Raw genomic sequence first — 25,146 nt, 5'->3', positions numbered from 1 at the left:
TCAGATGCCGGTCACGGTGACCGAGGTGTTGGGTTCCAGCCGGACGGTGCCGATCTTGCGGATATGGCTTTCGATCACATCCCAGATCTGCGGGCCTTCGGTGCCCTGATTGACCGAGGCCCAGCCGGCGACGGTGTAGGATTTCGCGGCGTCGATGGCCTCGCCCGTATCGGTCAGCGCGAGGTTGGAAATGCGGCTGCCGATCGGTTTCGACACGTCGATGGAATAGGCCAGCCCGCCGACGCGCACCATGTCGCCGCCCTGCTGATAGTAGGGATCGGTGTTGAACAGGTTGTCGGCCACATCCTCCATCACCGTTTTCAGCGTCTCGCCGGTCATTTCGGTGCGGTAGCACTGGCCGTAGGTCATCGAGGTGACGTTGTGGATATCCTCGCGGGTGATGGCGTCGCCGGGCAGCAGCGTGGTGCCCCAGCGGACGCCGGGGCTGAGCGCGATCTGCGCGTCCCGTTCCGACCGCACGGCGTCGCAGATCAGGTCATCCCACGAGCCGTTGAAATTGCCGCGCCGGTAAAGCAGGCTTTCGGTGGTGCCGATCTTTTCTTCCAGCTGGTCCTTGAAGGGCGCGCGTTCGGCGTCGATCAGCGCGGCCATCTCGGCGTCGGGCGTGATGACATCCGAGAAGATCGGGATCAGCTTGTGGCGGAAGCCCATCATCCGGCCATCGCGCACATCCAGATCGACGCGGCTGACGAATTTGCCGTTGGAGCCGGAGGCGATGAGGATGGTGTCGCCCACGATCACCGGCTCGGGCACGGCGTCATGGGTGTGGCCAGTCAGGATCACGTCGATGCCCTTGACGCGGGAAGTCATCTTGCGATCCACGTCAAAGCCGTTGTGCGACAGGCAGACCACCAGATCCACACCCTCGGCGCGGACCTTGTCCACCACTTCCTGCATACGCTCCTCGCGGATGCCGAAGCTGTATTCGGGGAACATCCAGCCGGGGTTGGCGATAGGCATGTAGGGGAAGGCCTGCCCGATCACCGCGATGCGCAGGCCGCCCTTTTCAAAGATCTTGTAGGGCTCGAAAGCCGGTTCGTCCCATTCCGCGTCAAAGATATTGGCGCCGAGGAAGGGGAATTTGAGCTGACTTTCCACGATCTCTTTCACGCGGTCGGTGCCATAGGTCCATTCCCAGTGGCTCGTCATCGCATCGACGCCAAGCGCGTTCATTACATTCACCATGTCCTGACCCTTGGTCAGGAACGAGGTCATGGAGCCGTGCCAGGTATCGCCGCCGTCCAGCAGGATCGAATCCGGCCGTGCGGCGCGGATCGCCTTCACCACAGTCGCTACGCGATCCATGCCGCCCATGCGGCCATAGCCCTTGGCCAGCGCGGTGAAATCCTCGCAGGTCAGGGCATAGGCATCGGGGGTGCCGGGCTGAATATTGAACATCTTCAGGAAATCGGCGCCGGTGACATGCGGCACCTTCCCGCGCGCGTCGCCGACGCCCAGATTGATCTCGGGCTCGCGGAAGAAGATCGGCTTCAGCTGCGCGTGGATGTCGGTCACATGGATCAGCGTCACATTGCCGAAATCGTCGAACTGCAAAAGCTGATCCTGGGTCAGCGCCTGTTGGGCCGCCAGTTTCGACCAGTTGCCGAAGCCCGACAGACCATAGATCGCCGAGGCCGCCACTGACGCCTGAAGGAATTCCCTGCGGGTGATCATCCGCCACTCTCCTGCTTTCGGACAAAACGAAACCGCCGCGCGGAAGGCGCGTCAGGCCGGTTGCCCTGTCGGTAAATTGCCAAACGAATGCCCGCGCCCGGCAAGGGGCGCGGGATAGCGGTCAGTGACGGACGGAAACGCCCTCGACCGAAAGCCCGTTGCCGCGCGAGGCGACGTAAAGCTCCAGCGCCTTGAACTCGTCCGAACCGGCCTTGAAGGTTTCGGCGCGGGTGTCGCGGACGCAGCCGACGAAACGCTGCTGGGCGGAGACCATGCCCGCATCCTTCAGGCGATAGGTCGGGAAGCCGTTGATCTGCCCCTGGCTCAGGTGGTCGGCGCGGATCATCTGGCCGTAGTGGTCTTCGTGGCAATTGGCGCAGGACATCTCAAGCTGCCCGTAACGGGTGTAGTAGATTTCCTTGCCCTTTTCCCAGAACGGGGCTGCGGCGCCGTCGATCTTGACGTTGACGATCTCGCCGCGCGACTGCATCGAGATGACCGACAGCATGTCCTTCATCTCGTTCGAGGTGGTGCCCCATTTCTCAAGGCCCATACGCTCGGTCACGCAGTTGTTGATGTAGTCTTCCATGATCATCAACTTGCCCGACTTTTCGTCGACGCGCGGCATCACGGCGCGCAGGCCGGCCATGCTTTCCGGCCCCTGATGGCAACCGGCGCAGGACTCGCCGTTCTTGCCGATGGTGGCGTTCCAGCGATCCACGCCGCGGTCATAGAAGACCATTGCGGGGTTGTCGAAGTCGTCTTTCTGAAGCGCCCGCGTCTCGTCCTCGCGGAACAGCCAGCCGGAATAGATCGTGTCCAGATGGCCCTTCAGGAATTCCGGTGCTGCGGTCTGGGTCACGAAGTCGATGGTACCGTCATCGGTTTCCACCGACAGCGTGTCTTCCGCCGGATCGGCCATCGCCATGCCCGTGAGGGCAAGGCCGAGGGCCGTGGCGGCCAGCCATGTCACTTTGCGCTGCTGCATGATCTCTCCTCCCCGAAATCTCTGTGGCTGCGCGATCAGGCGACTTCGATGGGCTTCGCGTCCTCGTAGACGGAGCCATCGTCGTCATACCAGGTGAACTTGAACTCGCCTGCCGCATCGACCTTCGCGTCGAATTCGAAATAGGGGTTCGTCGAAACGGCCGGGTCGATGGCCACGTCGATCACGTTCACGCCGTTCAGATCGCAGGTGAAGCGATTGATGATCGAGCGCGGAATGACCTTGCCGTCGGCATCCTTGCGCTGCCCCGATTCCATCTTGTGCGAGATGAGCGCCTTGATGGTGACCACCTCGCCCGCCTTGGCCGATTTGGGAACCTTCACGCGCGGTTTTGCATCATTTGCCATTGTCGTGTTCCTCCTGTTCCCGCCTCAGCCGCCACAGCCGCCGATGGTGACTTTCACGGTGGCCTGCGCCTGTTTGACCGAGCCGTCGGCCATTTTTGCCAGCGCCACAACATCCTGCGTCTTGGCAAGGCGGATACGGGTCGCCGCCATCTGGCTGCCCGCCGCCGGGCCGAAGGTGAAGGTGGCGACGGCCGGTTCCGGGTTGCCGGTGGCCAGCAGCATGATCGCCACCGCGCCGGGGGCGCTGACGGAAACCGGAACGGTATTGCCGTTCTCGGCGATTTCCGGGGCGGTCAGGGTAATGCCGTCAGTACCGGGGGCCGCGCCGCCGGTGAAGGCATTGGTCAGCTCTTCCGTGGTGGCCGCAAGCACCGCGCCGGGCGTCGCCACGGCCGCAAGCCCGCCGAGACCGACCCACAGGGCTTCGCGTCTGGAAAGGTTCATCATGATCTCCTCAAACTTCTCGGGGCCGGTCCGGTCACTCTTTCAGAGTGACGAGATAGGCCACCACATCCTCGATCTGTGTGGCGTTCAGGATCGGCGGCAACTCACCCCCGGCGGCCTTGCCGGTGTAGCCGTCACCGGGCCGGATGAAGCCATCTGTCTTGTAGAAGGCGGGCATGAACGAGCCGTCGAAGGTCATCTTCGCATTGGCGACGATGCCACGGAGCTGTGCCTCGCTGTAGCGGTCGGCGACGCCATCCAGCGGCGGCGCGATATTTCCGGGGAACTGCACATCCGGCAGGGCGCCGACGACGTGGCAGGCCACGCAATTGCCCAGTGCGTTGGTCGTCATCACCTTCACCCCCTCTTCGGGGTTGCCCGGTTTGCCGGTCAGCGACTGCGCGACGGCTCCCTCTTCAAAAACCACGTCCTTCGGCGCGGTATCGCTGAAGGCGGGCGTCGCGGCGGCCAGTGCCAGCAGCGTCGCCTGCACGAGGTGGCGTGTCATTGCGATCCTCCCTGATCTCTCCCTGACTCGGACGATAGCGCCGGTATGCGCGGGGATGCAATAGATTTATATGTATTCTTGAATATTCATATCTCTCTGCATTGCAGAAGCCGCGCCGCAGCGGAGATCAGTTGGCCGGAACCATGCGACTGGCCAGATATTTCTGGAAATGTTCGCCATTTTCATAGCCATGGTCCCGCACCCAGGTCAGCAGCGCCTCGGTGGTGCCCTTGCCGAAAGCGCCGGGCATCAGCGCGACAGAGGCTTCAGCCGCCGTTTGGCCCTCGGGCACCTGTTCGGGAAGGAAGATCATCGTGGGCGTGAACATCACCCCCCAGCGCACCGCCATGTCCTTTTCCGGCAGCACGGTGCCATCGAAATCCGTCACCCCGACATCGCCGAACAGGTTCATCTGCACGACGAAGTAGGAATCGCGGATCAGCGCGTCTATGGCGGGATCGGGGAAGACTTCTTCGTGCATCTTGGTGCAATAGATGCAGCCGCGCTGTTCCACGATGACCAGCAGGCGCTTGCCTTCGGCATTGGCCTCCGCCAGATCCTCGCGCAGATCCTTGAAGGTCTCGCGCAGCCATGTGGGCTTGTGCAGCCCGTCATCACCAAGCTCCACCGCAAGGGCAGGGCTGGCCAGCGGCAGCAGCGCAAGGGCGACAGTGGCAAGCATACGGCGCATGGGAGGCTCCTTTACTTCAGGGTCGCGGACCAGTCGAAATTGCGGATCAGCCAGTCCGACAAGAGGGTCACGGAATTGGTGGCGATCAGGATGGCAAAGACCAGCAGCATCACCCCCATCACCTTTTCGACATAGCCCATCAGGGTGCGGTGCCGTGCCACCCAGCGGAGGAAGGGCTGCGCGAAGGCGGCGGCGATGACAAAGGGTGAGGTCATGGCAAGGCCGAAGGTCAGCACGAGCGCGGTGCCCTGCCACAGCGTATCCTTGGTCGAGGCGATCAGCAGGATCGAGGCGAGAACCGGCCCGACGCAGGCGGTCCAGCCAAAGCCGAAGGCAAGTCCCATCACATAGGCACCGACCACGGTTTTCGGGTCGCCCTTGCTCTCCATCCGCGCTTCGCGCAGCAGGAAGGGGATGCGCAGCACGCCCAGAAAATGCAGGCCGAAGACAAAGATCACCGCTGCCGCAGCATAGGTCAGCCATTCCTTCCACATGCGGAACGCCTGTCCCGCCGCTGTAGCGCCGAGTCCCATCAGCCCGAAAATGGTGGTGACCCCCAACGCGAAGAACAGCGCCGAGATGAACAGCCGCCGTTGCGCGCCAGGTGCGATCTGGCCCTGTCCGCGCAGTTCAGCCACCGACATGCCGCCCATGTAGCTAAAGTAGAAAGGCACCATGGGCAGGATGCAGGGCGAAAAGAACGCCAGCAACCCGGCCAGTGCGGCCCCGCCGAAACTCACATCCATCAGCATCGCCTCCTCCCCGAAGCGTCGCTTGCCCGGAAGGGCATTTTCAGATTAGGATATTTCTATGCAACTATAGGGTTGTCAACATGACTCGTTTCGGCCTCGTTGCCGCCGTTCTGCTGCTCTGCGGCTGGGCCGTCCCTGCCGTGGCGGGGCTGCGCCTTCTGATGTTTGAACAGCCGGGCTGCATCTATTGCGCCCGCTGGACCGAGGAGGTGGGCCCCGAATATCCGCTGACCGATGAAGGCCGGGCCGCGCCGCTGACCCGGATTGATTTGCACGCCGATCTGCCCGAGGGCGTGCGGATCACGACCGCGCCGCTGTTTACCCCGACCTTCGTCCTCCTGTCCGATGGCGTCGAGGTCGGGCGGATTGAGGGCTATCCGGGCGAGGATTTCTTCTGGCCGCTTCTGGGCGGGCTGATCCGGCAGGCAGAGCCTCCCGGCGGCTGAGGCCGAAAGCCCGGTTCCTGCGGCTAAAGTGCCTGTTCCTGCGGGATTCTGTTGCGATAGCGCCCCGCTGGCGGCATTAAGGGCGCAGGCGGATCGGGATGTCGAAGTTGCGCGATGGCGAACAACAGGAGCACGGCGTATCCCCCCTCCCGTCACTGGAGGGGCTGGTTTCGCAGGCCGGGGATGCCGCCAATTTCCTCAAGGCGCTGGGGCATGACGGGCGGCTGACCATCCTGTGCCACCTCGCCTCCGGGGCGAAAAGCGTGACCGAACTTGAAAACCTGCTGTCCTCGCGGCAGGCTGTCGTCAGTCAGCAACTGGCGCGGCTGCGACTGGAGGGGCTGGTCAGCGCGCGGCGGGAAGGGCAGGCGATCTTCTATTCGATCCTCGATCCGCGGGTCGAGCGCATGCTGGGCGTTCTGGGCCATCTTTTCTGCAAGCCGGAGTGACGCGGCAAAACCAAGTCGACAGGTGACGGGCATGACCCGCGCCACCACCACGGGAGGAACCGAGGATGGATGAACTGCCCTATGGGGTTCTGGCCGCGCTGGTGGGTCTGGCGGGTGGTGCCGTGCTGGGTCTGGCGGCCCGGCTGGGGGACTTCTGCACGCTGGGTGCCCTCGAAAGTGCGGCCTATGGCAAGGACCAGCGCCGTCTGCGGCTGTGGGGCATCGTGCTGGGCGTCGCGATTCTTGGCACACAGTTTGGTGCGCTGGCCGGTCTGATTGACCTTTCCGCCACCTATTACCACAGCATCGCCTGGAATCCGCTCGCCTCGGTCATCGGCGGGCTGGTGTTCGGCTATGGCATGGCTATGGCCGGGAACTGCGGCTTTGGGGCTCTGGTGCGGTTCGGCGGTGGCGACCTGCGGTCGCTGGTCGTCGTGGTCGTCATGGGCATCTTCGGCTTCGTTGCCCTGTCGGGGCCGCTGGCCCCCTTGCGCGTCGCCCTGTTCCCGCAACCCGAGGCGGCCGGGCCGCAGGGCATTGGCGTCGCCTTGCAGGGCTGGGTCGGGCTGCCCGTCGCGGTGACGGCGGCGGTTCTGGGGCTGGCCTGCATCGGCTGGGCGCTGGCCCATCGCCCGCTGCGCGAACGCCCCGGCATGATCGCCTGGGGCGTGGCTGCGGGGCTGGCCATCGTCTGGTGCTTTGTCGGCACAAGCTGGCTGCATGATGCGAGCCTTGGCGCCGTGCAGATCGAAAGCGCCTCTTTCACCGCGCCGGTGGGGCGGACGCTGATTTTCCTGATGACCTCGACCGCCGGGGGAATCACCTTCTCGGTCGGCTCGGTTCTGGGGGTCATGGTCGGGGCGCTTGCCGGATCGACGCTGCGGGGCCTCTTCAAATGGGAGGCCTGTGAAGACCCGCGAGAGCTGGGCCGTCAGGTCGGTGGTGCTGTGCTCATGGGCATCGGCGGTGTCGTGGCGCTGGGCTGTTCGGTGGGGCAGGGCGTCAGCGCCTTTGCCACACTGGCCTGGTCCGGCCCCGTGACGCTGGCCGCGATTGCGCTGGGTGCGCTGGTCGGCCTCCGGCATCTGATCGCGGGATACGAGCCGGAATGACACGTTGACAATCGCGTGACCGGCCCGTCCGATCACCGCAAGGTTATCGCGTCGTTGAAAGTCGTGTTTATAGTGGGGGCATTCCAGCTAGGAGAGCCAGACCATGAAATTGACCACGCGCATTCTGACCCTTGGCCTGATCGTTGCCGGCGGCATGGCCTTCGCCGAGGGCGAGGCCACCGATCCCACGGTGAAAGCCCGTCAGGAACTGATGAAGACCATCGGCGGCAACACGAAGGCGCTGGGCGATATGGCCGGTGGGAAGGCCGATTTTGACGCCGCCAAGGCCGAGGCCGCCAAGGCGGCGATTCTGGCCGCATCGGGCGAGATCGCAGCGAAGTTTGAAACCAATGCGACCGACCCGGAAACCGAGGCCAAGCCGGAGATCTGGTCGAACTGGGATGATTTCGTCACCAAGGCCGAGGCGCTGAAAACCGCGGCCGGGGCGCTGGATGCAACCTCGCTCGACGGGGTGAAGGCCGGAATGGCCGGGGTCGGCGGCGCATGCAAGGCCTGCCATACCGCCTATCGGATGTGATCAAGGCGCCGCCCGGCCCGTCATGGGCCGGGCGTTCATGCAGGCGTGTCAGCCGCAGGTGATGGCCTCGATACGTCCATTTTCGGTCAGCAGAACATTCATCCGGCCCGAGGCGTAGTCCATCGTCACCGCCATGCCGGGTTCGATGACCCGCATCGGGCCTTCATGCGTGATCTGCCCGATGGCTGTGCGCGGCTGGCCTAGAAGATGTTGCCAGTTCACCGCGCCGCAGGTGCCGCCAATGGCCGCAGGGGGCGTTTCCGCCGGAACACACCCCGCCAGCGCCCCTGCCAGCACCATAAATCCAAAGCTCTTGCGCATCATCGCTCTCCTTCCGGCTCAGCCGCAGCGGAAGCCCGTGATGCGGCCCTGCCGATCCAGCAAGACATTCAGCCGGTTCGGGCGATAGTCTTGTGTCACCGCCATGCCCGGCTCGACCAGACGATGCTCCTCCGGCAGATACTGTTCGTCAAGCGCGGTGGCGGGCTGCCCGATCCATCCGCCAAGCCGCCCGGCGCCGCAGGTGCCCGCCCCCGCTTCGGGGGGCTGGCCGCATCCGGCCAGCACAAGCAGACAGCCCACCAAGCAAGTCCTCATCTGTCGCTCCAGTCTGGCGAAAGAGCCCCACCGCTGCTATCGGCCGCAGGGCCTGGGGGCGTAAACCGCGGGCAGAAGATCAGCCGCAGGTGATGCGGACCACCGTTCCCATCGGGTCGAGGTGGAAGTTGATGCGGAAGGAATCATATTCTTCCTGGCTCACGATCCCGCCGGGTGTCACGAACCGGGTGGGCCGGGTGATGCCCGCCGCCGTCACCGAAGACTGGTTCTGCCCCTTCAGATACTGATAATCCGCCGCGTGGCAGGTATCGGGCTCGCGGTCATTCAGGCCGGGCGTCACGTCGATCGGTTGCCCGGTCACCGGGTCGATCCCCGGCGTCACCACCGGAGCCGGAGGCTGATAGGGCTCGGGCGCGGGGGCGCAAGCCGCAGTCGCAAGGGCCAGAAGCAGGGCGGTGGTGGTCGTAACTCGTTTCATCAGTGCCGTTTCCCGCGTTGCAATTCCCCCGTGTTTCGCACAGCTTGTGCCAAATTGACAGAGGGAGGAGCCTATGCGCACCCGTGCCGCGGTGGCCGTTGCCGCCGGAAAACCGCTTGAGATCATGGAAGTGAACCTTGAAGGGCCGAAATTCGGCGAGGTTCTGGTGGAAATCAAGGCCACCGGCATTTGCCACACTGACGAATTCACCCTGTCCGGCGCCGACCCGGAAGGGTTGTTCCCGGCGATTCTCGGCCATGAGGGCGCGGGCGTCGTGGTCGAATGCGGCCCCGGTGTAACCACGCTGAAACCCGGCGATCACGTCATCCCGCTGTATACCCCGGAATGCCGGGAATGCCCGAGCTGCCTTAGCCAGAAAACCAACCTCTGCACCTCGATCCGCGCAACGCAGGGCCAGGGCATGATGCCCGACGGCACCTCGCGCTTCTCGATGCTGGATGGCACACCGATCCATCACTACATGGGCTGCTCGACTTTCGCGCAGCATACCGTGGTGCCGGAAATCGCGCTGGCCAAGATCCGCCCCGACGCGCCCTTTGACAAGGTCTGCTACATCGGCTGCGGCGTCACCACCGGCATCGGCGCGGTGATCAACACCGCCAAAGTGGAAATCGGCGCCAAGGCGGTGGTCTTCGGCCTGGGCGGCATCGGCCTGAATGTGATTCAGGGCCTGAAGATCGCCGGTGCCGACATGATCATCGGGGTCGATCTGAACAACGACAAGAAGGAATGGGGCGAACGCTTCGGTATGACCCATTTCGTCAACCCGAAAGAGATCGAGGGTTCGGTTGTCCAGCATATCGTCAACATGACGAAAACCCCGGCCGATCAGATCGGCGGCGCGGATTACAGCTTCGATTGCACCGGCAACGTCAAGGTGATGCGTGACGCGCTGGAATGCACCCATCGCGGCTGGGGCGTCTCGGTGGTGATCGGCGTGGCACCTGCGGGGGCCGAAATCAGCACGCGGCCCTTCCAGCTGGTCACCGGGCGGCAGTGGAAAGGCACCGCCTTCGGCGGCGCGCGCGGCCGCACCGATGTGCCGAAAATCGTTGACTGGTATATGGACGGCAAGATCCAGATCGACCCGATGATCACCCACACGCTGAGCCTTGAGGACATCAACAAGGGCTTCGATCTGATGCACGAAGGCAAGTCGATCCGCGCTGTGGTCGTCTACTGATCTGTCGGACCGGGGGCGCTTCGCCCCCCGGACCCCCCGAGGATATTTTCAGACAGAAAATGAGGGCGCCGCATATAGTGGATTTTCTGTCCACAAATATCCCACGGGGGTCCGGGGGTGTGAAACCCCCGGTCCGCAACCAGCCAGAGGCGCCTGGCCGGATTATCGAAATTCCTCATAACCTTTTCCAGAAATGTGAATTTGAATCCTGCGGGCAATCTGCCTAGGGTCCGGGCTTCCTGAAGAAGCCCATGATCCGATGCAGATTTTCCAGATTCCAGACAGCCCGAACACCGACCTTCTGAACCATCTTGTGCGTAAGCGTATCCTGATCCTCGACGGGGCCATGGGCACGCAGATCCAGGCGCTGGGTCTGGCTGAGGAGGATTTTCACGGATGTGCCTGCCACCATCACTCGGACCATCCGCAGAAGGGCAACAACGATCTTTTGAGCCTGACCCAGCCCGCAGCGGTTGAGGAGATCCATTTCCACTATGCCATGGCGGGGGCTGATATTGTCGAGACCAATACCTTTTCCGCCACCACCATCGCGCAGGCGGATTACGGCATGGAAGCGGCGGTGCATGACCTGAATGTCGCAGGCGCGCGGCTGGCGCGGGCGGCGCTGGACCGGGCGACGGCTATCGACGGCCGGCCGCGCTTCGTGGCCGGGGCGGTGGGGCCGACCAACCGTACAGCGAGCCTCAGCCCGGATGTCAACGACCCCGGTTATCGCGCCGTCACCTTCGACGATCTGCGCCGCGCCTATGGCGCGCAGGTGCGGGGCCTGATCGAGGGCGGCGCCGATCTGATCCTGATCGAGACCATCTTCGACACGCTGAACGCCAAGGCGGCGATCTTTGCATGTACGGAGGTTTTTGCCGAAGCAGGGCGGCGCCTCCCGCTGATGATTTCCGGCACGATCACCGATGCTTCGGGGCGTACGTTGTCGGGGCAGACGCCGACCGCTTTCTGGCATTCGGTGGCTCATGCCCGGCCTTTCACCGTGGGGCTGAACTGTGCGCTGGGGGCGAGTGCCATGCGGCCGCATCTGGCCGAACTCGCGCAGGCGGCAGATGTGGCGGTCTGTGCCTATCCCAATGCCGGGCTGCCCAATGCCTTTGGCCAATATGACGAAGGCCCCGAGGAAACCGCCCGCCAAGTGGCTGATTTCGCGCGCGAAGGGCTGGTGAATGTGGTCGGCGGCTGCTGCGGCACCACGCCGGATCATATTCGCGCCATTGCGGAAGCCGTGACGGGCCTGCGCCCGAGGAGTGTGAAATGACCCGGCTTCTGCGCCTCTCTGGCCTCGAACCCTTCACCCTGACGTCCGACATTCCTTTCGTGAACGTGGGGGAGCGCACGAATGTCACCGGCTCGGCCCGGTTCCGCAAGCTGATCGTCAACCGCGACTATTCCGCTGCGCTGGAAGTGGCGCGCGATCAGGTGGAAAACGGCGCACAGATCATCGACATCAACATGGATGAGGGGCTGATCGATTCAAAGGCCGCCATGGTCGAGTTCCTGAACCTGCTGGCCGCCGAGCCGGACATCGCCCGTGTGCCGGTGATGATCGACAGTTCTAAATGGGAAGTGATCGAGGCGGGCCTGCGCTGCGTGCAGGGAAAGCCCGTCGTCAATTCCATCAGCATGAAAGAAGGGGAGGCGGCGTTCCGGCATCAGGCGGGCCTGTGTCTGGCCTATGGCGCGGCCGTGGTCGTCATGGCCTTTGATGAAACGGGGCAGGCTGATACCTTCGCGCGCAAGACTGAAATCTGTGCCCGCGCCTATCGCATTCTGGTGGATGAAGTCGGCTTCCCGCCCGAGGACATCATCTTTGATCCCAATATCTTCGCCGTGGCGACCGGGATCGAGGAGCACAACAATTACGGTGTCGACTTCATCGAGGCGACGCGGTGGATTCGCGCGAACCTGCCGAATGCACATGTATCGGGCGGCGTCTCTAACCTTTCGTTCAGCTTTCGCGGCAACGAGGCGGTGCGCGAGGCGATGCATGCCGTCTTCCTGTATCATGCCATCGCGGCGGGGATGGACATGGGTATCGTCAATGCCGGGCAGCTTGTGGTCTATGACCAGATCGACCCCGATCTGCGCGCGCGTTGCGAGGATGTCGTGCTCAACCGCCGTCCGGATGCGACCGACCGGCTGCTGGAGATCGCGGATCGCTTCCGGGGAGGCGCAAAGGAAGAAAAGGTCCGCGATCTGGCCTGGCGTGACTGGCCGGTGGAGAAACGGCTGGAACATGCGCTGGTGAACGGCATCACCGAATTCATCGAGGCTGATACCGAAGTTGCGCGCCTTACCGCCGCGCGCCCGCTGGATGTGATCGAAGGCCCGCTGATGGCGGGGATGAATGTGGTGGGTGACCTGTTCGGCGCGGGCAAGATGTTCCTGCCGCAGGTCGTGAAATCGGCCCGTGTGATGAAACAGGCCGTGGCGGTTCTGCTGCCGTTCATGGAAGAGGAAAAGCGGCTGAACGGCGGATCGGGGCGTGAAAGCGCGGGCAAGATCCTGATGGCCACGGTGAAGGGCGATGTGCATGACATCGGCAAGAACATCGTCGGCGTGGTTCTGGCCTGCAACAATTACGAGATCATTGATCTGGGCGTGATGGTGCCGCCGCAGAAGATCCTTGAGGTCGCGAAGGCCGAGAAGGTGGATGCCATCGGTCTTTCCGGCCTGATCACCCCCTCGCTGGACGAGATGATCCATATGGCCTCGGAAATGGAGCGGGCAGGGCTGGCGATTCCCTTGCTGATCGGTGGGGCCACGACCTCGAAGGTCCATACGGCGGTGAAGATTGGGCCGCGCTATTCCGGCCCGGCGGTTTATGTGCTGGACGCCAGCCGTGCGGTGGGGGTGGTGGGAAGTCTGCTCAGCCCGACACAGAAGGCGCCCTATGTCGCCCGGATCCGGGCGGAATATGCCGAAGTGACCGAACGCCACGAACGGGCCGAGCGGGCCAAGCTGCGGCTGCCGCTGGCGCAGGCGCGCGCGAATGCGCTGAAACTCGATTGGGCAGGCTATCAGGTGCCCGCGCCGCAATTCCTTGGTGTGCGGCCGGTCAATGACTGGGATCTGGCCGGGATTGCCCGCTATATCGACTGGACACCATTCTTCCAGACATGGGAGATGAAGGGCGTCTATCCGAAGATTCTGGAGGATGAAAAGCAGGGCGAGGCCGCCCGCGCGCTGTTTGCCGATGCGCAGGCCATGCTGGCGCGGATCATCGCGGAACGTTGGTTCAGCCCGCGCGCGGTCGTTGGTTTCTGGCCTGCACAGGGGGTGGGCGATGACATCAGGCTGTATCAGAGCGAGGACCGCCAACTGCCGCTGACCACCCTGCACAGCCTGCGCCAGCAACATGCCAAGCGGGCGGGGCGCCCCAATGTGGCGCTCGCCGATTTCGTGGCGCCTGAAGGTGGGCCGCGCGATTATGTCGGGGGGTTCGTTGTGACGGCCGGTCCGGAGGAAGCGGCGATTGCCGACCGTTTTGACCGCGCGAATGACAATTATTCGGCGATCATGGTCAAGGCGCTGGCCGACCGCTATGCGGAGGCAATGGCCGAGATGCTGCATCAGCGCGTGCGGCGCGAGCTTTGGGGCTATGCGCGGGACGAGGCCTTCGATCCGCAGGAGCTGATCGGTGAACCCTATCGCGGCATCCGTCCGGCCCCCGGCTATCCGGCCCAGCCCGATCACACCGAAAAGCTTATGCTGTTCCGCCTGCTGGAGGCCGAAACGCATACCGGCGTGCAGCTGACGGAAAGCATGGCAATGTGGCCGGGGTCTTCGGTGTCGGGGCTCTATCTTGCGCATCCCGAAAGCTATTACTTCGGCGTGGCGAAGGTGGAACGCGATCAGGTGCAGGATTATGCCGCCCGCAAGGGCATGTCGCTGGGTGAGGCGGAACGGTGGCTGGCCCCGGTGCTGAATTATGTTCCCGCAGCCGAAAAAGCGGTAGCCTGAACCGGAGCAGGCCGCGCCCGAGCCATAACCGCGCCTGATTCCGGCGCCAGTCTCGGGCCGGAAAGCTGCCCGGATGGCCGATGATGCGTGACCAGATGAACGATCCTGCCTGTCTTGACCCGATCGAGACTGCCTCGCGCGATGAAATCGCGGCCCTGCAACTGGAGCGACTGAAATGGTCGCTGTCCCATGCCTGGGAGAATATCCCGGCGATGCGTGCGAAGTTCGGGGCGCATGGGGTGCATCCGTCTGACCTGAAGCGGCTGGAAGATATCCGGCTGTTTCCCTTCACGGTGAAGGATGACCTGCGCGCGACCTATCCGTTCGGCATGTTCGCCGTGCCGCGCGAACAGGTGATCCGGCTGCATGCCTCGTCCGGGACCACCGGCAAGCCCACGGTGGTGGGCTATACCCGCAACGATCTGGATACATGGTCGGGCCTGATGGCGCGCTCGCTTCGCGCGTCGGGGGCGCGACCCGGCGATGTGGTGCATGTGGCCTATGGCTATGGCCTGTTCACCGGCGGTTTTGGCGCGCATTACGGCGCCGAGCGGCTGGGCTGCACGGTGGTGCCGGTCTCGGGCGGGATGACGCCCCGGCAGGTGACCCTGATCGAGGATTTCGGCGCAACGGTGATCTGTGCGACTCCCTCCTACATGCTGTCGATCCTCGATGAATACCGGGCGCGCGGCCTTGATCCGACGCGCAGCCCGCTCCGCACCTCGATGTTCGGCGGTGAGCCGTGGAGCAACGCCATGCGCGCCGAGATCGAAACCGCATTCGACATGCATGCCATTGATTGCTATGGCCTGTCCGAAGTGATGGGGCCGGGCGTCGCCATGGAATGCGTGGAAACCAAGGATGGCCCGCATCTGTGGGAGGATCACTTCTACCCCGAGATCATCAACCCCGACACGGGCGAAGTGCTGCCTGACGGCGCGGTGGGCGAGCTGGTGCTGACCTCGCTGACGAAAGAGGCGCTGCCGATCATCCGCTACCGCACCCGCGATCTGACGCGGCTGCTGCCCGGCACCGCGCGTTCGATGCGGCGGATCGAGAAGATCGCCGCGCGCAGTGACGACATGATCATCCTGCGCGGGGTGAACCTGTTTCCCTCGCAGATCGAGGAGCAGATTCTCGCATTGCCGGGCCTCGCGCCGCACTGGCAGATCGAACTGGCGCGCAAGGGGCGGATGGACACGCTGACCGTGGTCGCCGAAACCGTGGCGGGTGTGGATGAAGCCGCCCGCGCGGAACTGGCGTCCCGGCTGCAAAAGCGGGTCAAACAGGGGATGGGCATCAGCATCATGGCGCGTCTCGGCCCGCCCGGCACCGCGCCACGCAGCGAGGGCAAGGCGAAACGCGTGCTGGACCTGCGTCCGCGCGGCTAAGCCGCCTGTCTTGTCACGCAATCTTTATGCGTCTTTCCGATGCTGCCTGCTGGCCCGTCTGCTTGCGGGCGGCTAAGCTGCTGCGAAAGACCGAGACAGGCCAATGACCGAGACAGGCCACGGAGACAGGCCCATGACCGAGGACAACCGCGGCGATACGCCCCGCCCCGACCGCACGCAGCGGCAGGGTCGGCGCATGCGCGGGTTCGAGGCGGCCTCGGGCTTGCTGAAGGATCGCATCCGCAGCGCGGGGGAAAGCCGGGGCTTCGCGGTGACGCGGCTTCTGACCCACTGGCCCGATGTGGTGGGCGCCGATCTGGCCCGCATCACCCGGCCCGTGAAGGTGGGCTTCGCGCGCGGAGCCTTCGGGGCGACGCTGACACTGCTGGTCAAACCCACAGACGCGCCCATGGTGCAGATGCAATTGCCGCGCATCCAGGAACGGGTGAACGCCTGCTATGGCTATGCTGCCATCGGCCGCATCAGCCTGACCCAGACCGCGCCCTCGGGCTTTGCCGAGGGACAGGCGCAGTTCGCGCTGGCGCCTCCTGCGGCGCCGAAACCCGTCGCGCCCGAAATCGCCAGCAAGGCACGCGCCACCGCCGAGGGCGTGCAGGACGAGGGGCTGAGAAGCGCCCTTGAAACGCTGGCGCAGAATATCTTAACTCGCCGGAAAAGCTGAAAGGCACTGCCATGAACCTTCTGACCCGCCGCGGCCTGCTTGGCCTTGCCCTGTCCACCACGGCCATCGGCCTTTTCGGCAGCCTGCTGGGCGGCAGTGCCGCATTCGCACAGACCGAGGCCGCGCCCGCCCCGGCGGAGTCCACGCCCGCGCCAGAGGTCACGGAGCTTGTGCTGGGCAATCCGGACGCGAAGGTCACGCTGACCGAATACGCCTCTTACACCTGCCCGCATTGCGCGAACTTTCACAGCGATGTCTTTAAACCGCTCAAGGCCGACTACATCGACACCGGCAAGGTGAAGTTCGTCTATCGCGAGGTATATTTCGACCGCTACGGGCTGTGGGCGGCGATGATGGCGCGCTGCGGTGGCGAGATGCGTTATTTCGGCATCAACGGCCTGCTGTTCGAAAAGCAGCGCGACTGGGCCGCTTCGGACGATCCGAATGTGGTGATCAACAATCTCAAGACCATCGGCCGCAGCGCCGGGATGACGGACGATCAGCTTGACGCCTGTTTCAAGGATCAGGCGATGGCGGAGGCCATGGTCACGAAATTCCAGGAAAACATGGAAGCCGACGGGGTGGAAGGCACGCCGACCCTGTTCATCAATGGCACCAAGCATTCGAACATGAGCTATGCCGACCTGAAGGCACTGCTGGATGCGGAGCTTGCCAAGTAAGATGCCCGCACCTCTGGAAGGTATTCGCGTGATCGAACTGGCCCGGATTCTTGCCGGGCCTTGGGCCGGGCAGACACTGGCCGATCTGGGTGCCGAAGTCATCAAGGTCGAGGCGCCGGAAGGCGACGATACGCGCCGTTGGGGCCCCCCTTTCATCGAGCGCGAGGGCGACCGCAGTGCCGCCTATTTCCATTGCTGCAACCGGGGCAAACGCTCGGTCACCTGCGATTTCCGTACGCCGGAAGGGCAGGACGTTGTGCGCCGTCTGGTGGCCGATGCCGATGTGGTGATCGAGAATTTCAAGCTGGGCGGGCTGAAGAAATACGGGCTGGATTACGAAAGCCTGCGCGCGGTGAATCCCCGGCTGATCTATTGCTCCATCACCGGATTCGGCCAGACCGGACCCTATGCCGCCCGCGCGGGATATGACTTCATCATCCAGGGCATGACCGGGCTGATGAGCGTGACGGGCGAGCCCGAGGGCCAGCCGCAAAAGGTGGGCGTGGCGGTGACCGATGTCTTTACCGGCATCTATTCCGCCACCGCGATCCTTGCCGCGATCGTGCAGCGTGGTCGCACCGGCGAAGGGCAGCACATCGACATGGCGCTGATGGATGTGGCGACCTCGATCATGGCCAATCAGGCGATGAACTACCTCGCCACCGGCACGGCGCCGCGCAAGATGGGCAATGCGCATCCGAACCTTGCACCTTATGCAGTGTTCGATTGCGCCGACGGCTGGATCATCCTCGCCACCGGAAACGACAGCCAGTATCGCAAGCTTTGCGGTCTGCTCGGCCTGCCCGGAATGGCCGATGATCCGCGCTTCCTGACCAACGCCGACCGCATCGCCCACCGCGAGGTGATGACCGAGGCGCTCAGCGCGGCGACGCGGGCCATGACCAAGGCCGATCTGCTGGCCGCCTGCGAGGCGCAGGGCGTGCCTGCCGGACCGATCAATGACATGGCCGAGGTCTTTGCCGATCCGCAGATCGTGGCGCGCGGTATGCAGATCGCGCCGGACGGTGTGCCGGGCGTGCGCTCGCCCTTCACCTTCTCGGGGGCCGAACTGTCGCTGGACCGGCCTTCCCCGAAACTGGGCGAACATCAGGCTGAAATCCTGGGCGAGTGAATTTTCGGGCAAGTCCCGATTTTTCCCTGTAAATGCGGCTCTGTGACGGGGCGGCGGCTTTAACTTCGCCGCTGCTTCCGTTAGCTTGGCGACATATCTGAAAGCGGAGCTTATACATGGCGCAACGTCTGCACCTCGTCTTTGGCGGCGAGCTGGTCAGCCCGACAAAGAACGTCTTCAAGGACGTGTCAAAGATCCATGTCGTCGGCATGTTCCCCGATTACCAGACCGCCTACAGCGCCTGGAAAGCCGAGGCGCAGCGCACGGTGGATGACGCCCACATGCGCTATTTCATCGCCCATATCCACCGCCTGCGGGATGAGGCAGAGCCCGCCTCGCCGACCGAGGAGCTGGGGGCCTGATCTCCCCCGGGCGCATGAATGCCCTCCATCGGCCTGACGCTATACCAGATCGCGGCACGGAAAGAGCCGCTGGTCCGGCCCGACTGGCCGGAGCGGCCACCGGGGCGGCTGGCGTGGCTGCATGCGCCGACTGCGGATCTGGCGCCGCAGATGGCCGAACTGGCGCGCCATATCCGCGAAGAGGATGGCCACCCCGTCCTGCTGACCGCGCCCGAGCTACCTGACGCCTTGCCTGACGGGGCGATCTGGCAGCCGCCGCCGGGGGAAAGTGCTGCGGGCGCGCGGCTGTTTCTGGATCACTGGCGTCCCGATGTGGTGCTGTTCTCGGGCGGAGAGTTGCGACCCTCGATCCTGCACGAGGCGGCGGAGCGCAGGATACCGATGGCCATGCTGGCTGCTCGGGCGCCACATCTGCCGCCGGGCCGCGATGGCTGGTATCCGGGTCTGGTGAAATCGGCGCTGGCTGATTTTACGCAGATCTGTGCGGTGGACGATGCGGCGGCCCGCAGTCTGCGCCGGTCGGTGGCCGCCAATCGCATCAGCGTCGCGGGTCGTCTGGAAGAACCCAGCCATGTGCTGCCCGGCAACGAGGCCGAACGCGAGGCGCTGGCGCATCTGTTTGCGGCGCGTCCGGTCTGGCTGGCGGCCTGTCTGCCGGAGGCCGAGGAAACCGCCGTGATCGAGGCGCACCGCGCCGCGCTGCGGCAGGCGCATCGTTTGCTGCTGATCCTTGTGCCCGAAGACCCGGCCCGTGCACCGCTGCTGGCACACCGCATGGAGGAGGCTGAGGGGTGGCAGGTCGCACAGCGCAGTGCGGATGAGGAGCCCGAGCCGGATACCGAGGTCTTCCTTGCCGATACGTCAGAGATGGGGCTGTGGTATCGGCTGGCGCCGATCTGTTTTCTGGGTGGATCTCTGGCCGGGACCGGCTGCATCCGCAACCCGATGGAGGCGGCGGCGCTGGGTGCCTCGCTGATCCATGGGCCGCGCCCGGGGGCATGGGGGGCCGCGCTGGGGCGGCTGGGCGCGGCGCGTGGTGCGCGGTCCGTTGCTTCGGCGCCCGATCTGGCCGAGGCGGTGGCAGAATTGTTGGCGCCCGACCGGGCGGCGTTGCTGGCGCGTGCGGCATGGATCGTATCATCCGAAGGGACTGAGGCGACGGCGCAGGCCTTGGCCCTCATGCGGCAATTGCTGGGGGAGGGGTAGCCGATGCGCGCACCTGATTTCTGGTTCCAGCCCGCCCCGAGTCTTGCCGCGCAGGTGTTGCGCCCTCTGGGTGCGCTTTACGCCGCCGCGACGGCACGCCGGGTGGCGCGGGCCGGTTATCGCGCGGCGGTTCCGGTTATCTGCATCGGCAACCTGAACGCGGGTGGTACGGGCAAGACGCCGACGACCCTCGCGCTGCTGGAGCGGCTTCCCGATGGCGTCCATGTGGTGACGCGCGGCCATGGCGGAACGCTTGCCGGTCCGGTGCAGGTGCAGCCCCGGCATCTGGCCTCCGAGGTGGGGGATGAGCCGCTGCTGATTGCCCCTTTCGCGCCGGTCTGGGTGGCAAAGGACCGCGCTGCCGGCGTGAAGGCCGCCGAGGCCGCCGGGGCGCGGGTTATTCTGCTGGATGACGGGTTCCAGAATCCTTCGGTGCAGAAAGATCTGTCCATCGTGGTGGTCGATGCGGCGCAGGGCTTCGGCAACGGGCTGTGCCTGCCTGCCGGGCCGCTGCGTGAACCCGTAACGGCGGGGCTGGCGCGGGCGGATTTTCTGCTGTCCATCGGGGATGTGGCGGCCCAGACACGGTTCGCGGCGGACTTCACTGCCCCCGTGCCGCATCTGCGCGGGCGGCTGGAGGTTCTGCCCACCGGCATGGGCTGGCAGGGGGAGCGGGTGCTTGCCTTCGCCGGGATTGGCCAGCCTGCGAAATTCTTCGCCTCGCTCAGGGCCGAAGGTGCGATCATCGCCCGCGAAGTGCCGCTGGATGATCACCAGCCGCTGTCGCCCGCGCTGCTGGCGCGGCTGGAGCGGGACGCGGCGATGCTGGGCGCCCAGCTGGTCACGACTGAAAAGGATGCTGTGCGCCTGCCCGCCGCCTTCCGCTCGAAGGTGCTGACATTGCCGGTACGGCTGCGGCTGGATGACTGGCTGCCGCTGGAGGCGGCGCTGGTCAGGATTGGCGCGCTTGCCCGGCCCGGCGATCCGGCGTAGCTGTGGACGCGGAACGGCAAGGCGCGGAGGGTGGCATGGCAAGCGATGACGGCAAGGTGAAGCGACCGCAGCAGGTTTATACGCTGGTGGTCGAGGTCGGCCGCAAATCGGGGGACGGCCTGCCCGACAAGGCGACCGGCGCCGCGCTGATGATCTATGCCAGCGGCGTGGACGAGGCCGAGGCGGTGCGCGAAACGGTCGCCATCCTCAAACAGGCCGACCTGGCACCGCTGGACGTGTCGGGCTACGGCACGCTGGACGAACGGATTGAGGCGGGCGACGAGATCCCCGACGAGGAACGCGCGCTGATGCAGCGCGCGCTTGAGGAAAATTCGGTCGTGGTGGCGCAGATGACGCCGTTCTTCGACTGACAGGAAAAGGCTCAGCCTGCGGGAAAGCTGTCTTTCATCGACGGGCGGGCGCTGACCGTGGCAAACCATTCGGCCAGACGCGGGCGGTTGCTGCGCCAGTCCTTGCTGGCAAAGCGGAAATCCAGATACCCCAACGCGCAGGCGGCGGCGATGGAAGCGGCATTGAACCCGTCGGTGATCGTGGCGAACCAGCGGCCTTCCAAATCGTCCAGACCCGAATCGATCTTGTCCATCTGGCCGCGCGACCAGTCCTCCCAACGCTTTTCCTCGGGGCGCAGCGCGTTTTCATAACGATGCAGCAGGGCGGCATCCAGGATGGATTCGGCCAGTGCCTCGGCCGTCAGCACGGCAAAGCGGCGGGCATCCTGCGGGTAAAGCGGATCGCCCGCAACACCAAGACTATCGACGTATTGCGTGATGACGCGGCTGTCGAACAGCGGTGTGTCATCGGCCAGCAGCGCGCAGGGCACCTTGCCCGAGGAATTGTGCTGCACGATGCCCGGATCACGTTTCACCGGCCCGGCAGCCGAAGGCAGCTTTTCGATCTGGTCCGCAAGCCCGCGTTCGGCGGCGGCCACCATCACCTTGCGCACATAGGGCGAGGCGGGGGAATGGAATACGCGGATGGTCATTCTGAACTCCTTTTGCTGCGGCTGGCCTTGCGGCCCTTCGCGGGTTTGTCGGGGCTGGGCATGCGAAGGAAATCCTGCGGGTAAAGCTTCAGTTGCAGGTCCAGATGCTCCAGCGCGAAGGTGATATGTTCGCGCATGATCGCCGCCGCACGTTCACCCTGGCCCTTGGCCAGCGCGCGGGCAATGCGGTGGTGATCGTCGTGCGACCGTTCGATCACGCGAAAATCCCGCCACATGATCACACGGTCCGATGCGGCGGGGACATTGTGCAGGCTTTGCACGAAGGTCCGTATCCAGGCATTGCCGGACAGATCCATCACCGCCGTATGGAAATTGACATTCATCCGGCGGTAGGCGCCAAGGTTTTCGGGCAGCAGCGCGCCGGGTTCCAGAAGTCGGTCGCCTTCGGCCACCAGATCCGCCAGATACTTGCGGGCGGCATCGGTCATATTGGCGGCGGCAAGGCGGCAGGCCATCGCCTCAAGCTCAGCCCGCACCTCGAACGCGCCCGAGACTTCGGCAATCGAGAACTCCCGCACATAGAAGCCGCGGTTGCTTTCATAGGACACCAGCCCGGTCTGGGCCAGCGTCGTCAGCGCCGCGCGCAGGGGTGTGCGCGAGATACCCAGCATTTCAGCCAGGCGATCCTGATGCAGACGGTCACCGGGCAGAAGCTCGCCGCTGAGGATCGCCTCGCGCAGCTTCTCGATGGCCAGTTCCGTGCTTGTATGTGCCTCGGTCAAGCCACCCCTCCCTTGGGTTGTTTCGCTTAATGTATCCAAAAATTGTATTTACGGAAGATTCATTTTGCAATTACCGATTAAATGTGTTCATTTCGTTTGCAACGAAGGGGAGGATCTTCGGCAATGTCGAGAATCGTACTTGTCACCGGCGCGGCTGGCGGCATTGGGGAAAGTGTGTGCCGCAGGCTGGCGGCGGACGGTTTCGGGGTGTTGGCAGCAGATCTGTCGGCCGAGGCGGCGGCGCGCGTCGTGGCCGGTCTGCCGGGGCAGGGGCACCGCGCCATCGCGCTGGATGTTTCCGACGAAGCGGCGGTGGCGGATGCCTTCGCCGCAGCCGAGGCTGCAGGTGCGCCGGTGGAACATGTGGTTGCAGCGGCGGGAATCCTGCTGTTCGCAGCGAATGGCGACCGCCCGCCGATCACCGACATTTCGGTGAAAGAATGGGAGCTGACCCAGCGCGTGAACTCGACCGGCACCTTCCTGCTGTTGCGGGAATACCTGCGCGGAGCGACGCGTCGCGGCGCCACCGGCGGGCGGTTCATCGGCTTCGCCTCGGTCGCGGCGCAGCTGGGCGGCTATCGTTCCAGCGCGGCCTATATCGCGTCCAAAGGATCGGTCCTGGCGCTGGTGAAAGCGGGCGCCCGCGAGGCAGCGGCACTGGGCATCACTGTCAATGCGGTGGCGCCGGGTCTGATTGACGCGCCGATGCTGCGCCAGTCGCTGCCGCCGGAAAAGGACAGCACGGTGGCTGCCAATATCCCGCTGAACCGGATCGGCTCGCCAGGCGATGTGGCCGGGGCGGTATCGTTTCTGATGGGCGAGGACGCCGGATACATCACCGGCGCGGTGATCGACGTGAACGGCGGCTACCGGATGCAGTGATGCATCCGGCAGGGGAGGGGACGATGGTTAAGATCGCCGAAAGGCTGACGCATCTTCTGGGCTGGGCCGCCGGGGCGACCGTGGTGCTGATGATGCTGCATGTGATGATCGACGTGATCGGCAAATATGCCTTCAACGCCCCCTTGCCCGGCACGGCCGAGGTGGTGGCAGCCTATTACATGATCGGCTGCGTGTTCCTGCCGCTCGCCTGGGTCGAGGCCTCGGGCGGCTCGATCGTGGTCGAGGTGGTTTACGACAAGGTGCCGGCCCGGGTGCAGGGCGCGATGCGCTGGATCGCCGATCTGGTATCGGCCGTCTATTACAGCATCCTTGCGTGGTTTTCCTGGGATGTCGCCACTCATGCCTGGCGCATCGGCGAAACCGTGGACGGGATCTGGCGCATCACCACATGGCCCGCGAAATTCCTGCTGCCCTTCGGCTTTGTGCTGGCGGTGGTGGTCATCCTGCTGCGGCTGATCCTTGGCCCGCGCGGCCAGATCCGCACCACCGGCACGCCTGCCGTCCAAGATCTCTGAGGAAAGCCAATGGAACGTCTTGAAATCGGTTTTGCCGGGATCGCCGCCATCATGCTGCTGATCGGCATTCGGGTGCCCATCGGGGTCGCCATGGGGTCGACCGCCTTCTTCGGCATCTGGGCGATGATGGGCTTCAAGCCTGCGGTCGGCATCACCAAGGCCATTCCCTTCAACCTGATCGGTGACTGGAACCTGTCGGCTATCCCGATGTTCCTGTTCATGGGCTTCGTCGCGGTCGAGGCGGGGCTGACGCGCGGGCTGTTCGGGGCGGCGCGCATTTTCCTTGCGCGCATTCCGGGCGGGCTTGCCTCGTCCACCGTTTTCGCCTCGGCGCTGTTCGGCGCGGCGAGCGGGTCCAGCGTGGCGACCTCTGCCGCCTTCTCGCGCATCGCGGTGCCGGAGATGCTGCACAGCAAATATGACCCTGGCCTTGCCACGGGCTCGGTCGCGGCTTCGGGCACGCTGGCGGCTCTGATCCCGCCCTCGGTGCTGATGATTGTCTATTGTCTGCTGGTCGATACCTCGATCAACACGCTGTTCATGGCAGGTGTGCTGCCGGGTATCCTGACGGCGCTGGCCTTCATCACCATGATCACGCTGCGCTGCATGCTGAAGCCGAGCCTTGCGCCTCGCTATGTGGATCAAAGCACACGGGCCGAGAAATGGGCGCTGCTGCGCGATGCCTGGCCCCTGCCGGTGGTGACGGCCATCGTGATGGGCGGCATCTTCACCGGCGCTTTCACCGCAACCGAATCCGGCGCTGTGGGGGCTTTTCTCGCCTGTGTCATCGCAGCGCTGCGTGGGCGGCTGAACCGGCCGATGCTGGTCCGGTCGGTCATCGACACGGCGGCGGGCACCTCGGCCATCTTCATGATCGTGCTGGGCGCCGCATTGTTCGCCCGTTTCGTGGCGCTGGCCACCATCCCGAACTGGGTGATGGGGTTCTTCGAAGGCTATGACACGCTGACGATCATTCTGCTGATCTGCGTCCTGCTGGTGTTGATGGGCACCTTCATGGAGGAAATCTCGATCATGCTGCTGACCATGCCGGTTCTGGTGCCGCTGCTGCACCAGCACGGGGTGGATCTGACGTGGTTCGGCATTCTGGTCATCAAGCTGATGACCATTGGCCTGATCAGCCCGCCTGTCGGCATGAATGTTTTCGTCATCAAGACATCGCTGGGGGATCGGGTGTCGCTGAACCAGATCTTCGCCGGGGTGAGCTGGTTCATCGCGGTGGATCTGCTGGTGCTGGCGCTGCTGATCGGCTTTCCGCAGATCGCACTGTGGCTGCCGGGAATGATGAGCCGTTAAGCGC

At 64.5% G+C, this 25,146-nt stretch carries 30 protein-coding genes; 18 read left to right on the top strand and 12 right to left on the bottom strand.

Features of this window, described 5'->3' with window-relative positions; translation table 11 throughout:
• The 7 genes from soxB to IE126_RS14190 form a co-directional block, all read right to left on the bottom strand.
• On the bottom strand, window positions 1–1,695 hold the full coding sequence (soxB, locus tag IE126_RS14220) for a thiosulfohydrolase SoxB (protein ID WP_189381389.1): 1,695 nt from the start codon (window positions 1,693–1,695) through the stop codon (window positions 1–3).
• A 121-nt stretch (window positions 1,696–1,816) separates the two neighbouring features.
• Entirely contained in the window at window positions 1,817–2,683 is an 867-nt protein-coding gene (gene soxA, locus IE126_RS14215; protein WP_108130092.1) for a sulfur oxidation c-type cytochrome SoxA, read from the bottom strand.
• 35 nt (window positions 2,684–2,718) lie between these two features.
• A complete protein-coding gene (gene soxZ, locus IE126_RS14210; RefSeq protein WP_054301258.1) occupies window positions 2,719–3,048 on the bottom strand; it encodes a thiosulfate oxidation carrier complex protein SoxZ in 330 nt (109 codons plus the stop codon).
• A 24-nt stretch (window positions 3,049–3,072) separates the two neighbouring features.
• On the bottom strand, window positions 3,073–3,492 hold the full coding sequence (gene soxY, locus IE126_RS14205; RefSeq protein WP_189381388.1) for a thiosulfate oxidation carrier protein SoxY: 420 nt from the start codon (window positions 3,490–3,492) through the stop codon (window positions 3,073–3,075).
• Window positions 3,493–3,526: 34 nt separating this feature from the next.
• Entirely contained in the window at window positions 3,527–4,000 is a 474-nt protein-coding gene (gene soxX / locus IE126_RS14200; protein WP_108130091.1) for a sulfur oxidation c-type cytochrome SoxX, read from the bottom strand.
• A gap of 127 nt (window positions 4,001–4,127) precedes the next feature.
• Complete coding sequence (locus IE126_RS14195; RefSeq protein ID WP_054301256.1) at window positions 4,128–4,691, bottom strand: thioredoxin family protein; 564 nt, start codon at window positions 4,689–4,691, stop codon at window positions 4,128–4,130.
• A gap of 11 nt (window positions 4,692–4,702) precedes the next feature.
• Window positions 4,703–5,440, bottom strand: a complete 738-nt coding sequence (locus IE126_RS14190; protein WP_054301268.1) for a cytochrome c biogenesis CcdA family protein — start codon at window positions 5,438–5,440, stop codon at window positions 4,703–4,705.
• Between the two features lie 83 nt (window positions 5,441–5,523).
• Here IE126_RS14190 and IE126_RS14185 point away from each other — a divergent pair, with 83 nt between their 5' ends.
• The 4 genes from IE126_RS14185 (at window position 5,524) to IE126_RS14170 (ending at window position 7,988) form a co-directional block, all read left to right on the top strand.
• The gene (locus IE126_RS14185) at window positions 5,524–5,889 is read left to right on the top strand and encodes a thioredoxin domain-containing protein (protein WP_108130089.1); all 366 of its coding nucleotides are present in this window, start codon (window positions 5,524–5,526) and stop codon (window positions 5,887–5,889) included.
• Window positions 5,890–5,987: 98 nt separating this feature from the next.
• On the top strand, window positions 5,988–6,338 hold the full coding sequence (locus IE126_RS14180) for an ArsR/SmtB family transcription factor (protein WP_108130088.1): 351 nt from the start codon (window positions 5,988–5,990) through the stop codon (window positions 6,336–6,338).
• A 65-nt stretch (window positions 6,339–6,403) separates the two neighbouring features.
• On the top strand, window positions 6,404–7,450 hold the full coding sequence (locus tag IE126_RS14175; RefSeq protein ID WP_189381387.1) for a YeeE/YedE family protein: 1,047 nt from the start codon (window positions 6,404–6,406) through the stop codon (window positions 7,448–7,450).
• A 103-nt stretch (window positions 7,451–7,553) separates the two neighbouring features.
• The gene (locus tag IE126_RS14170) at window positions 7,554–7,988 is read left to right on the top strand and encodes a c-type cytochrome (protein WP_189381386.1); all 435 of its coding nucleotides are present in this window, start codon (window positions 7,554–7,556) and stop codon (window positions 7,986–7,988) included.
• A gap of 48 nt (window positions 7,989–8,036) precedes the next feature.
• Here the strand turns inward: IE126_RS14170 and IE126_RS14165 are convergent, their stop codons facing one another.
• From IE126_RS14165 to IE126_RS14155, 3 genes are all read right to left on the bottom strand, one after another.
• Window positions 8,037–8,309 carry an I78 family peptidase inhibitor gene (locus tag IE126_RS14165; protein WP_189381385.1) on the bottom strand — a complete coding sequence of 91 codons (273 nt, stop codon included), beginning with the start codon at window positions 8,307–8,309 and terminating at the stop codon, window positions 8,037–8,039.
• A gap of 18 nt (window positions 8,310–8,327) precedes the next feature.
• Window positions 8,328–8,570, bottom strand: coding sequence for an I78 family peptidase inhibitor (locus tag IE126_RS14160; protein WP_229825520.1), 243 nt, complete (start codon window positions 8,568–8,570; stop codon window positions 8,328–8,330).
• A 94-nt stretch (window positions 8,571–8,664) separates the two neighbouring features.
• Window positions 8,665–9,024 (bottom strand): I78 family peptidase inhibitor, encoded by a 360-nt coding sequence (locus tag IE126_RS14155; protein ID WP_108130084.1) that lies wholly within the window; start codon window positions 9,022–9,024, stop codon window positions 8,665–8,667.
• A 73-nt stretch (window positions 9,025–9,097) separates the two neighbouring features.
• Here IE126_RS14155 and IE126_RS14150 point away from each other — a divergent pair, with 73 nt between their 5' ends.
• The 11 genes from IE126_RS14150 (at window position 9,098) to IE126_RS14100 (ending at window position 21,035) form a co-directional block, all read left to right on the top strand.
• A complete protein-coding gene (locus tag IE126_RS14150) occupies window positions 9,098–10,228 on the top strand; it encodes an S-(hydroxymethyl)glutathione dehydrogenase/class III alcohol dehydrogenase (protein ID WP_054301248.1) in 1,131 nt (376 codons plus the stop codon).
• 259 nt (window positions 10,229–10,487) lie between these two features.
• Window positions 10,488–11,513 carry a homocysteine S-methyltransferase family protein gene (locus IE126_RS14145; RefSeq protein WP_189381383.1) on the top strand — a complete coding sequence of 342 codons (1,026 nt, stop codon included), beginning with the start codon at window positions 10,488–10,490 and terminating at the stop codon, window positions 11,511–11,513.
• On the top strand, window positions 11,510–14,218 hold the full coding sequence (metH, locus tag IE126_RS14140) for a methionine synthase (protein ID WP_189381382.1): 2,709 nt from the start codon (window positions 11,510–11,512) through the stop codon (window positions 14,216–14,218). Before IE126_RS14145 ends, metH begins: the two co-directional genes overlap by 4 nt.
• 83 nt (window positions 14,219–14,301) lie before the next feature.
• Window positions 14,302–15,609: a phenylacetate--CoA ligase PaaK gene (gene paaK / locus IE126_RS14135; RefSeq protein ID WP_189381425.1), complete on the top strand. Its 1,308-nt coding sequence runs from the start codon at window positions 14,302–14,304 to the stop codon at window positions 15,607–15,609.
• Window positions 15,610–15,805: 196 nt separating this feature from the next.
• A complete protein-coding gene (locus IE126_RS14130; RefSeq protein WP_189381424.1) occupies window positions 15,806–16,291 on the top strand; it encodes a DUF721 domain-containing protein in 486 nt (161 codons plus the stop codon).
• A gap of 11 nt (window positions 16,292–16,302) precedes the next feature.
• On the top strand, window positions 16,303–16,971 hold the full coding sequence (locus tag IE126_RS14125) for a DsbA family protein (protein ID WP_189381381.1): 669 nt from the start codon (window positions 16,303–16,305) through the stop codon (window positions 16,969–16,971).
• A gap of 1 nt (window position 16,972) precedes the next feature.
• Window positions 16,973–18,103, top strand: a complete 1,131-nt coding sequence (locus IE126_RS14120) for a CaiB/BaiF CoA transferase family protein (RefSeq protein WP_054301243.1) — start codon at window positions 16,973–16,975, stop codon at window positions 18,101–18,103.
• A 116-nt stretch (window positions 18,104–18,219) separates the two neighbouring features.
• Window positions 18,220–18,465: a DUF4170 domain-containing protein gene (locus IE126_RS14115; protein WP_054301242.1), complete on the top strand. Its 246-nt coding sequence runs from the start codon at window positions 18,220–18,222 to the stop codon at window positions 18,463–18,465.
• 18 nt (window positions 18,466–18,483) lie between these two features.
• The gene (locus IE126_RS14110) at window positions 18,484–19,671 is read left to right on the top strand and encodes a 3-deoxy-D-manno-octulosonic acid transferase (protein ID WP_189381380.1); all 1,188 of its coding nucleotides are present in this window, start codon (window positions 18,484–18,486) and stop codon (window positions 19,669–19,671) included.
• Between the two features lie 3 nt (window positions 19,672–19,674).
• The gene (gene lpxK / locus IE126_RS14105) at window positions 19,675–20,664 is read left to right on the top strand and encodes a tetraacyldisaccharide 4'-kinase (protein ID WP_189381379.1); all 990 of its coding nucleotides are present in this window, start codon (window positions 19,675–19,677) and stop codon (window positions 20,662–20,664) included.
• 35 nt (window positions 20,665–20,699) lie between these two features.
• Window positions 20,700–21,035: a hypothetical protein gene (locus tag IE126_RS14100; protein WP_054303935.1), complete on the top strand. Its 336-nt coding sequence runs from the start codon at window positions 20,700–20,702 to the stop codon at window positions 21,033–21,035.
• A gap of 11 nt (window positions 21,036–21,046) precedes the next feature.
• On the opposite strand, the gene IE126_RS14095 is transcribed toward IE126_RS14100, so the two are convergent.
• Window positions 21,047–21,667, bottom strand: a complete 621-nt coding sequence (locus tag IE126_RS14095; RefSeq protein ID WP_189381378.1) for a glutathione S-transferase family protein — start codon at window positions 21,665–21,667, stop codon at window positions 21,047–21,049.
• Entirely contained in the window at window positions 21,664–22,410 is a 747-nt protein-coding gene (locus tag IE126_RS14090) for a GntR family transcriptional regulator (RefSeq protein ID WP_054303933.1), read from the bottom strand. The genes IE126_RS14095 and IE126_RS14090 overlap by 4 nt, the downstream gene beginning before the upstream one ends.
• A gap of 123 nt (window positions 22,411–22,533) precedes the next feature.
• On the opposite strand from IE126_RS14090, the gene IE126_RS14085 reads away from it, so the two are divergent.
• Genes IE126_RS14085 through IE126_RS14075 form a run of 3 tightly spaced genes read left to right on the top strand, consistent with a single transcriptional unit; the run spans window position 22,534 to window position 25,142 of the window.
• Complete coding sequence (locus IE126_RS14085; RefSeq protein ID WP_054303932.1) at window positions 22,534–23,292, top strand: SDR family oxidoreductase; 759 nt, start codon at window positions 22,534–22,536, stop codon at window positions 23,290–23,292.
• A gap of 23 nt (window positions 23,293–23,315) precedes the next feature.
• Complete coding sequence (locus IE126_RS14080; protein ID WP_054303956.1) at window positions 23,316–23,828, top strand: TRAP transporter small permease subunit; 513 nt, start codon at window positions 23,316–23,318, stop codon at window positions 23,826–23,828.
• Window positions 23,829–23,837: 9 nt separating this feature from the next.
• A complete protein-coding gene (locus IE126_RS14075; protein WP_054303931.1) occupies window positions 23,838–25,142 on the top strand; it encodes a TRAP transporter large permease in 1,305 nt (434 codons plus the stop codon).
• The last annotated feature ends 4 nt before the right edge of the window (window positions 25,143–25,146 follow it).

The sequence above is a fragment of the Gemmobacter nanjingensis genome (assembly GCF_014652195.1).
Lineage (GTDB): Bacteria > Pseudomonadota > Alphaproteobacteria > Rhodobacterales > Rhodobacteraceae > Gemmobacter > Gemmobacter caeni.
The sequence above is the reverse complement of the archived record's forward strand: the minus strand, read 5'-3'. Positions and strand labels throughout refer to the sequence as shown.

Bases quoted from the DNA above. Each gene is read 5' to 3' on its own strand.
- IE126_RS14115 (WP_054301242.1), top strand. From the start codon at position 18,220: ATGGCGCAACGTCTGCACCTCGTCTTTGGCGGCGAGCTGGTCAGCCCG.
- IE126_RS14100 (WP_054303935.1), top strand. From the start codon at position 20,700: ATGGCAAGCGATGACGGCAAGGTGAAGCGACCGCAGCAGGTTTATACG.
- soxZ (WP_054301258.1), bottom strand. From the start codon at position 3,048: ATGGCAAATGATGCAAAACCGCGCGTGAAGGTTCCCAAATCGGCCAAG.
- IE126_RS14075 (WP_054303931.1), top strand. From the start codon at position 23,838: ATGGAACGTCTTGAAATCGGTTTTGCCGGGATCGCCGCCATCATGCTG.
- IE126_RS14175 (WP_189381387.1), top strand. From the start codon at position 6,404: ATGGATGAACTGCCCTATGGGGTTCTGGCCGCGCTGGTGGGTCTGGCG.
- IE126_RS14085 (WP_054303932.1), top strand. From the start codon at position 22,534: ATGTCGAGAATCGTACTTGTCACCGGCGCGGCTGGCGGCATTGGGGAA.
- paaK (WP_189381425.1), top strand. From the start codon at position 14,302: ATGCGTGACCAGATGAACGATCCTGCCTGTCTTGACCCGATCGAGACT.
- IE126_RS14130 (WP_189381424.1), top strand. From the start codon at position 15,806: ATGCGCGGGTTCGAGGCGGCCTCGGGCTTGCTGAAGGATCGCATCCGC.
- IE126_RS14125 (WP_189381381.1), top strand. From the start codon at position 16,303: ATGAACCTTCTGACCCGCCGCGGCCTGCTTGGCCTTGCCCTGTCCACC.
- IE126_RS14165 (WP_189381385.1), bottom strand. From the start codon at position 8,309: ATGCGCAAGAGCTTTGGATTTATGGTGCTGGCAGGGGCGCTGGCGGGG.
- metH (WP_189381382.1), top strand. From the start codon at position 11,510: ATGACCCGGCTTCTGCGCCTCTCTGGCCTCGAACCCTTCACCCTGACG.
- soxX (WP_108130091.1), bottom strand. From the start codon at position 4,000: ATGACACGCCACCTCGTGCAGGCGACGCTGCTGGCACTGGCCGCCGCG.
- IE126_RS14180 (WP_108130088.1), top strand. From the start codon at position 5,988: ATGTCGAAGTTGCGCGATGGCGAACAACAGGAGCACGGCGTATCCCCC.
- soxY (WP_189381388.1), bottom strand. From the start codon at position 3,492: ATGAACCTTTCCAGACGCGAAGCCCTGTGGGTCGGTCTCGGCGGGCTT.
- soxB (WP_189381389.1), bottom strand. From the start codon at position 1,695: ATGATCACCCGCAGGGAATTCCTTCAGGCGTCAGTGGCGGCCTCGGCG.
- IE126_RS14150 (WP_054301248.1), top strand. From the start codon at position 9,098: ATGCGCACCCGTGCCGCGGTGGCCGTTGCCGCCGGAAAACCGCTTGAG.
- IE126_RS14170 (WP_189381386.1), top strand. From the start codon at position 7,554: ATGAAATTGACCACGCGCATTCTGACCCTTGGCCTGATCGTTGCCGGC.
- soxA (WP_108130092.1), bottom strand. From the start codon at position 2,683: ATGCAGCAGCGCAAAGTGACATGGCTGGCCGCCACGGCCCTCGGCCTT.
- IE126_RS14120 (WP_054301243.1), top strand. From the start codon at position 16,973: ATGCCCGCACCTCTGGAAGGTATTCGCGTGATCGAACTGGCCCGGATT.
- IE126_RS14080 (WP_054303956.1), top strand. From the start codon at position 23,316: ATGGTTAAGATCGCCGAAAGGCTGACGCATCTTCTGGGCTGGGCCGCC.
- IE126_RS14095 (WP_189381378.1), bottom strand. From the start codon at position 21,667: ATGACCATCCGCGTATTCCATTCCCCCGCCTCGCCCTATGTGCGCAAG.
- IE126_RS14145 (WP_189381383.1), top strand. From the start codon at position 10,488: ATGCAGATTTTCCAGATTCCAGACAGCCCGAACACCGACCTTCTGAAC.
- IE126_RS14110 (WP_189381380.1), top strand. From the start codon at position 18,484: ATGCCCTCCATCGGCCTGACGCTATACCAGATCGCGGCACGGAAAGAG.
- IE126_RS14155 (WP_108130084.1), bottom strand. From the start codon at position 9,024: ATGAAACGAGTTACGACCACCACCGCCCTGCTTCTGGCCCTTGCGACT.
- IE126_RS14195 (WP_054301256.1), bottom strand. From the start codon at position 4,691: ATGCGCCGTATGCTTGCCACTGTCGCCCTTGCGCTGCTGCCGCTGGCC.
- lpxK (WP_189381379.1), top strand. From the start codon at position 19,675: ATGCGCGCACCTGATTTCTGGTTCCAGCCCGCCCCGAGTCTTGCCGCG.
- IE126_RS14185 (WP_108130089.1), top strand. From the start codon at position 5,524: ATGACTCGTTTCGGCCTCGTTGCCGCCGTTCTGCTGCTCTGCGGCTGG.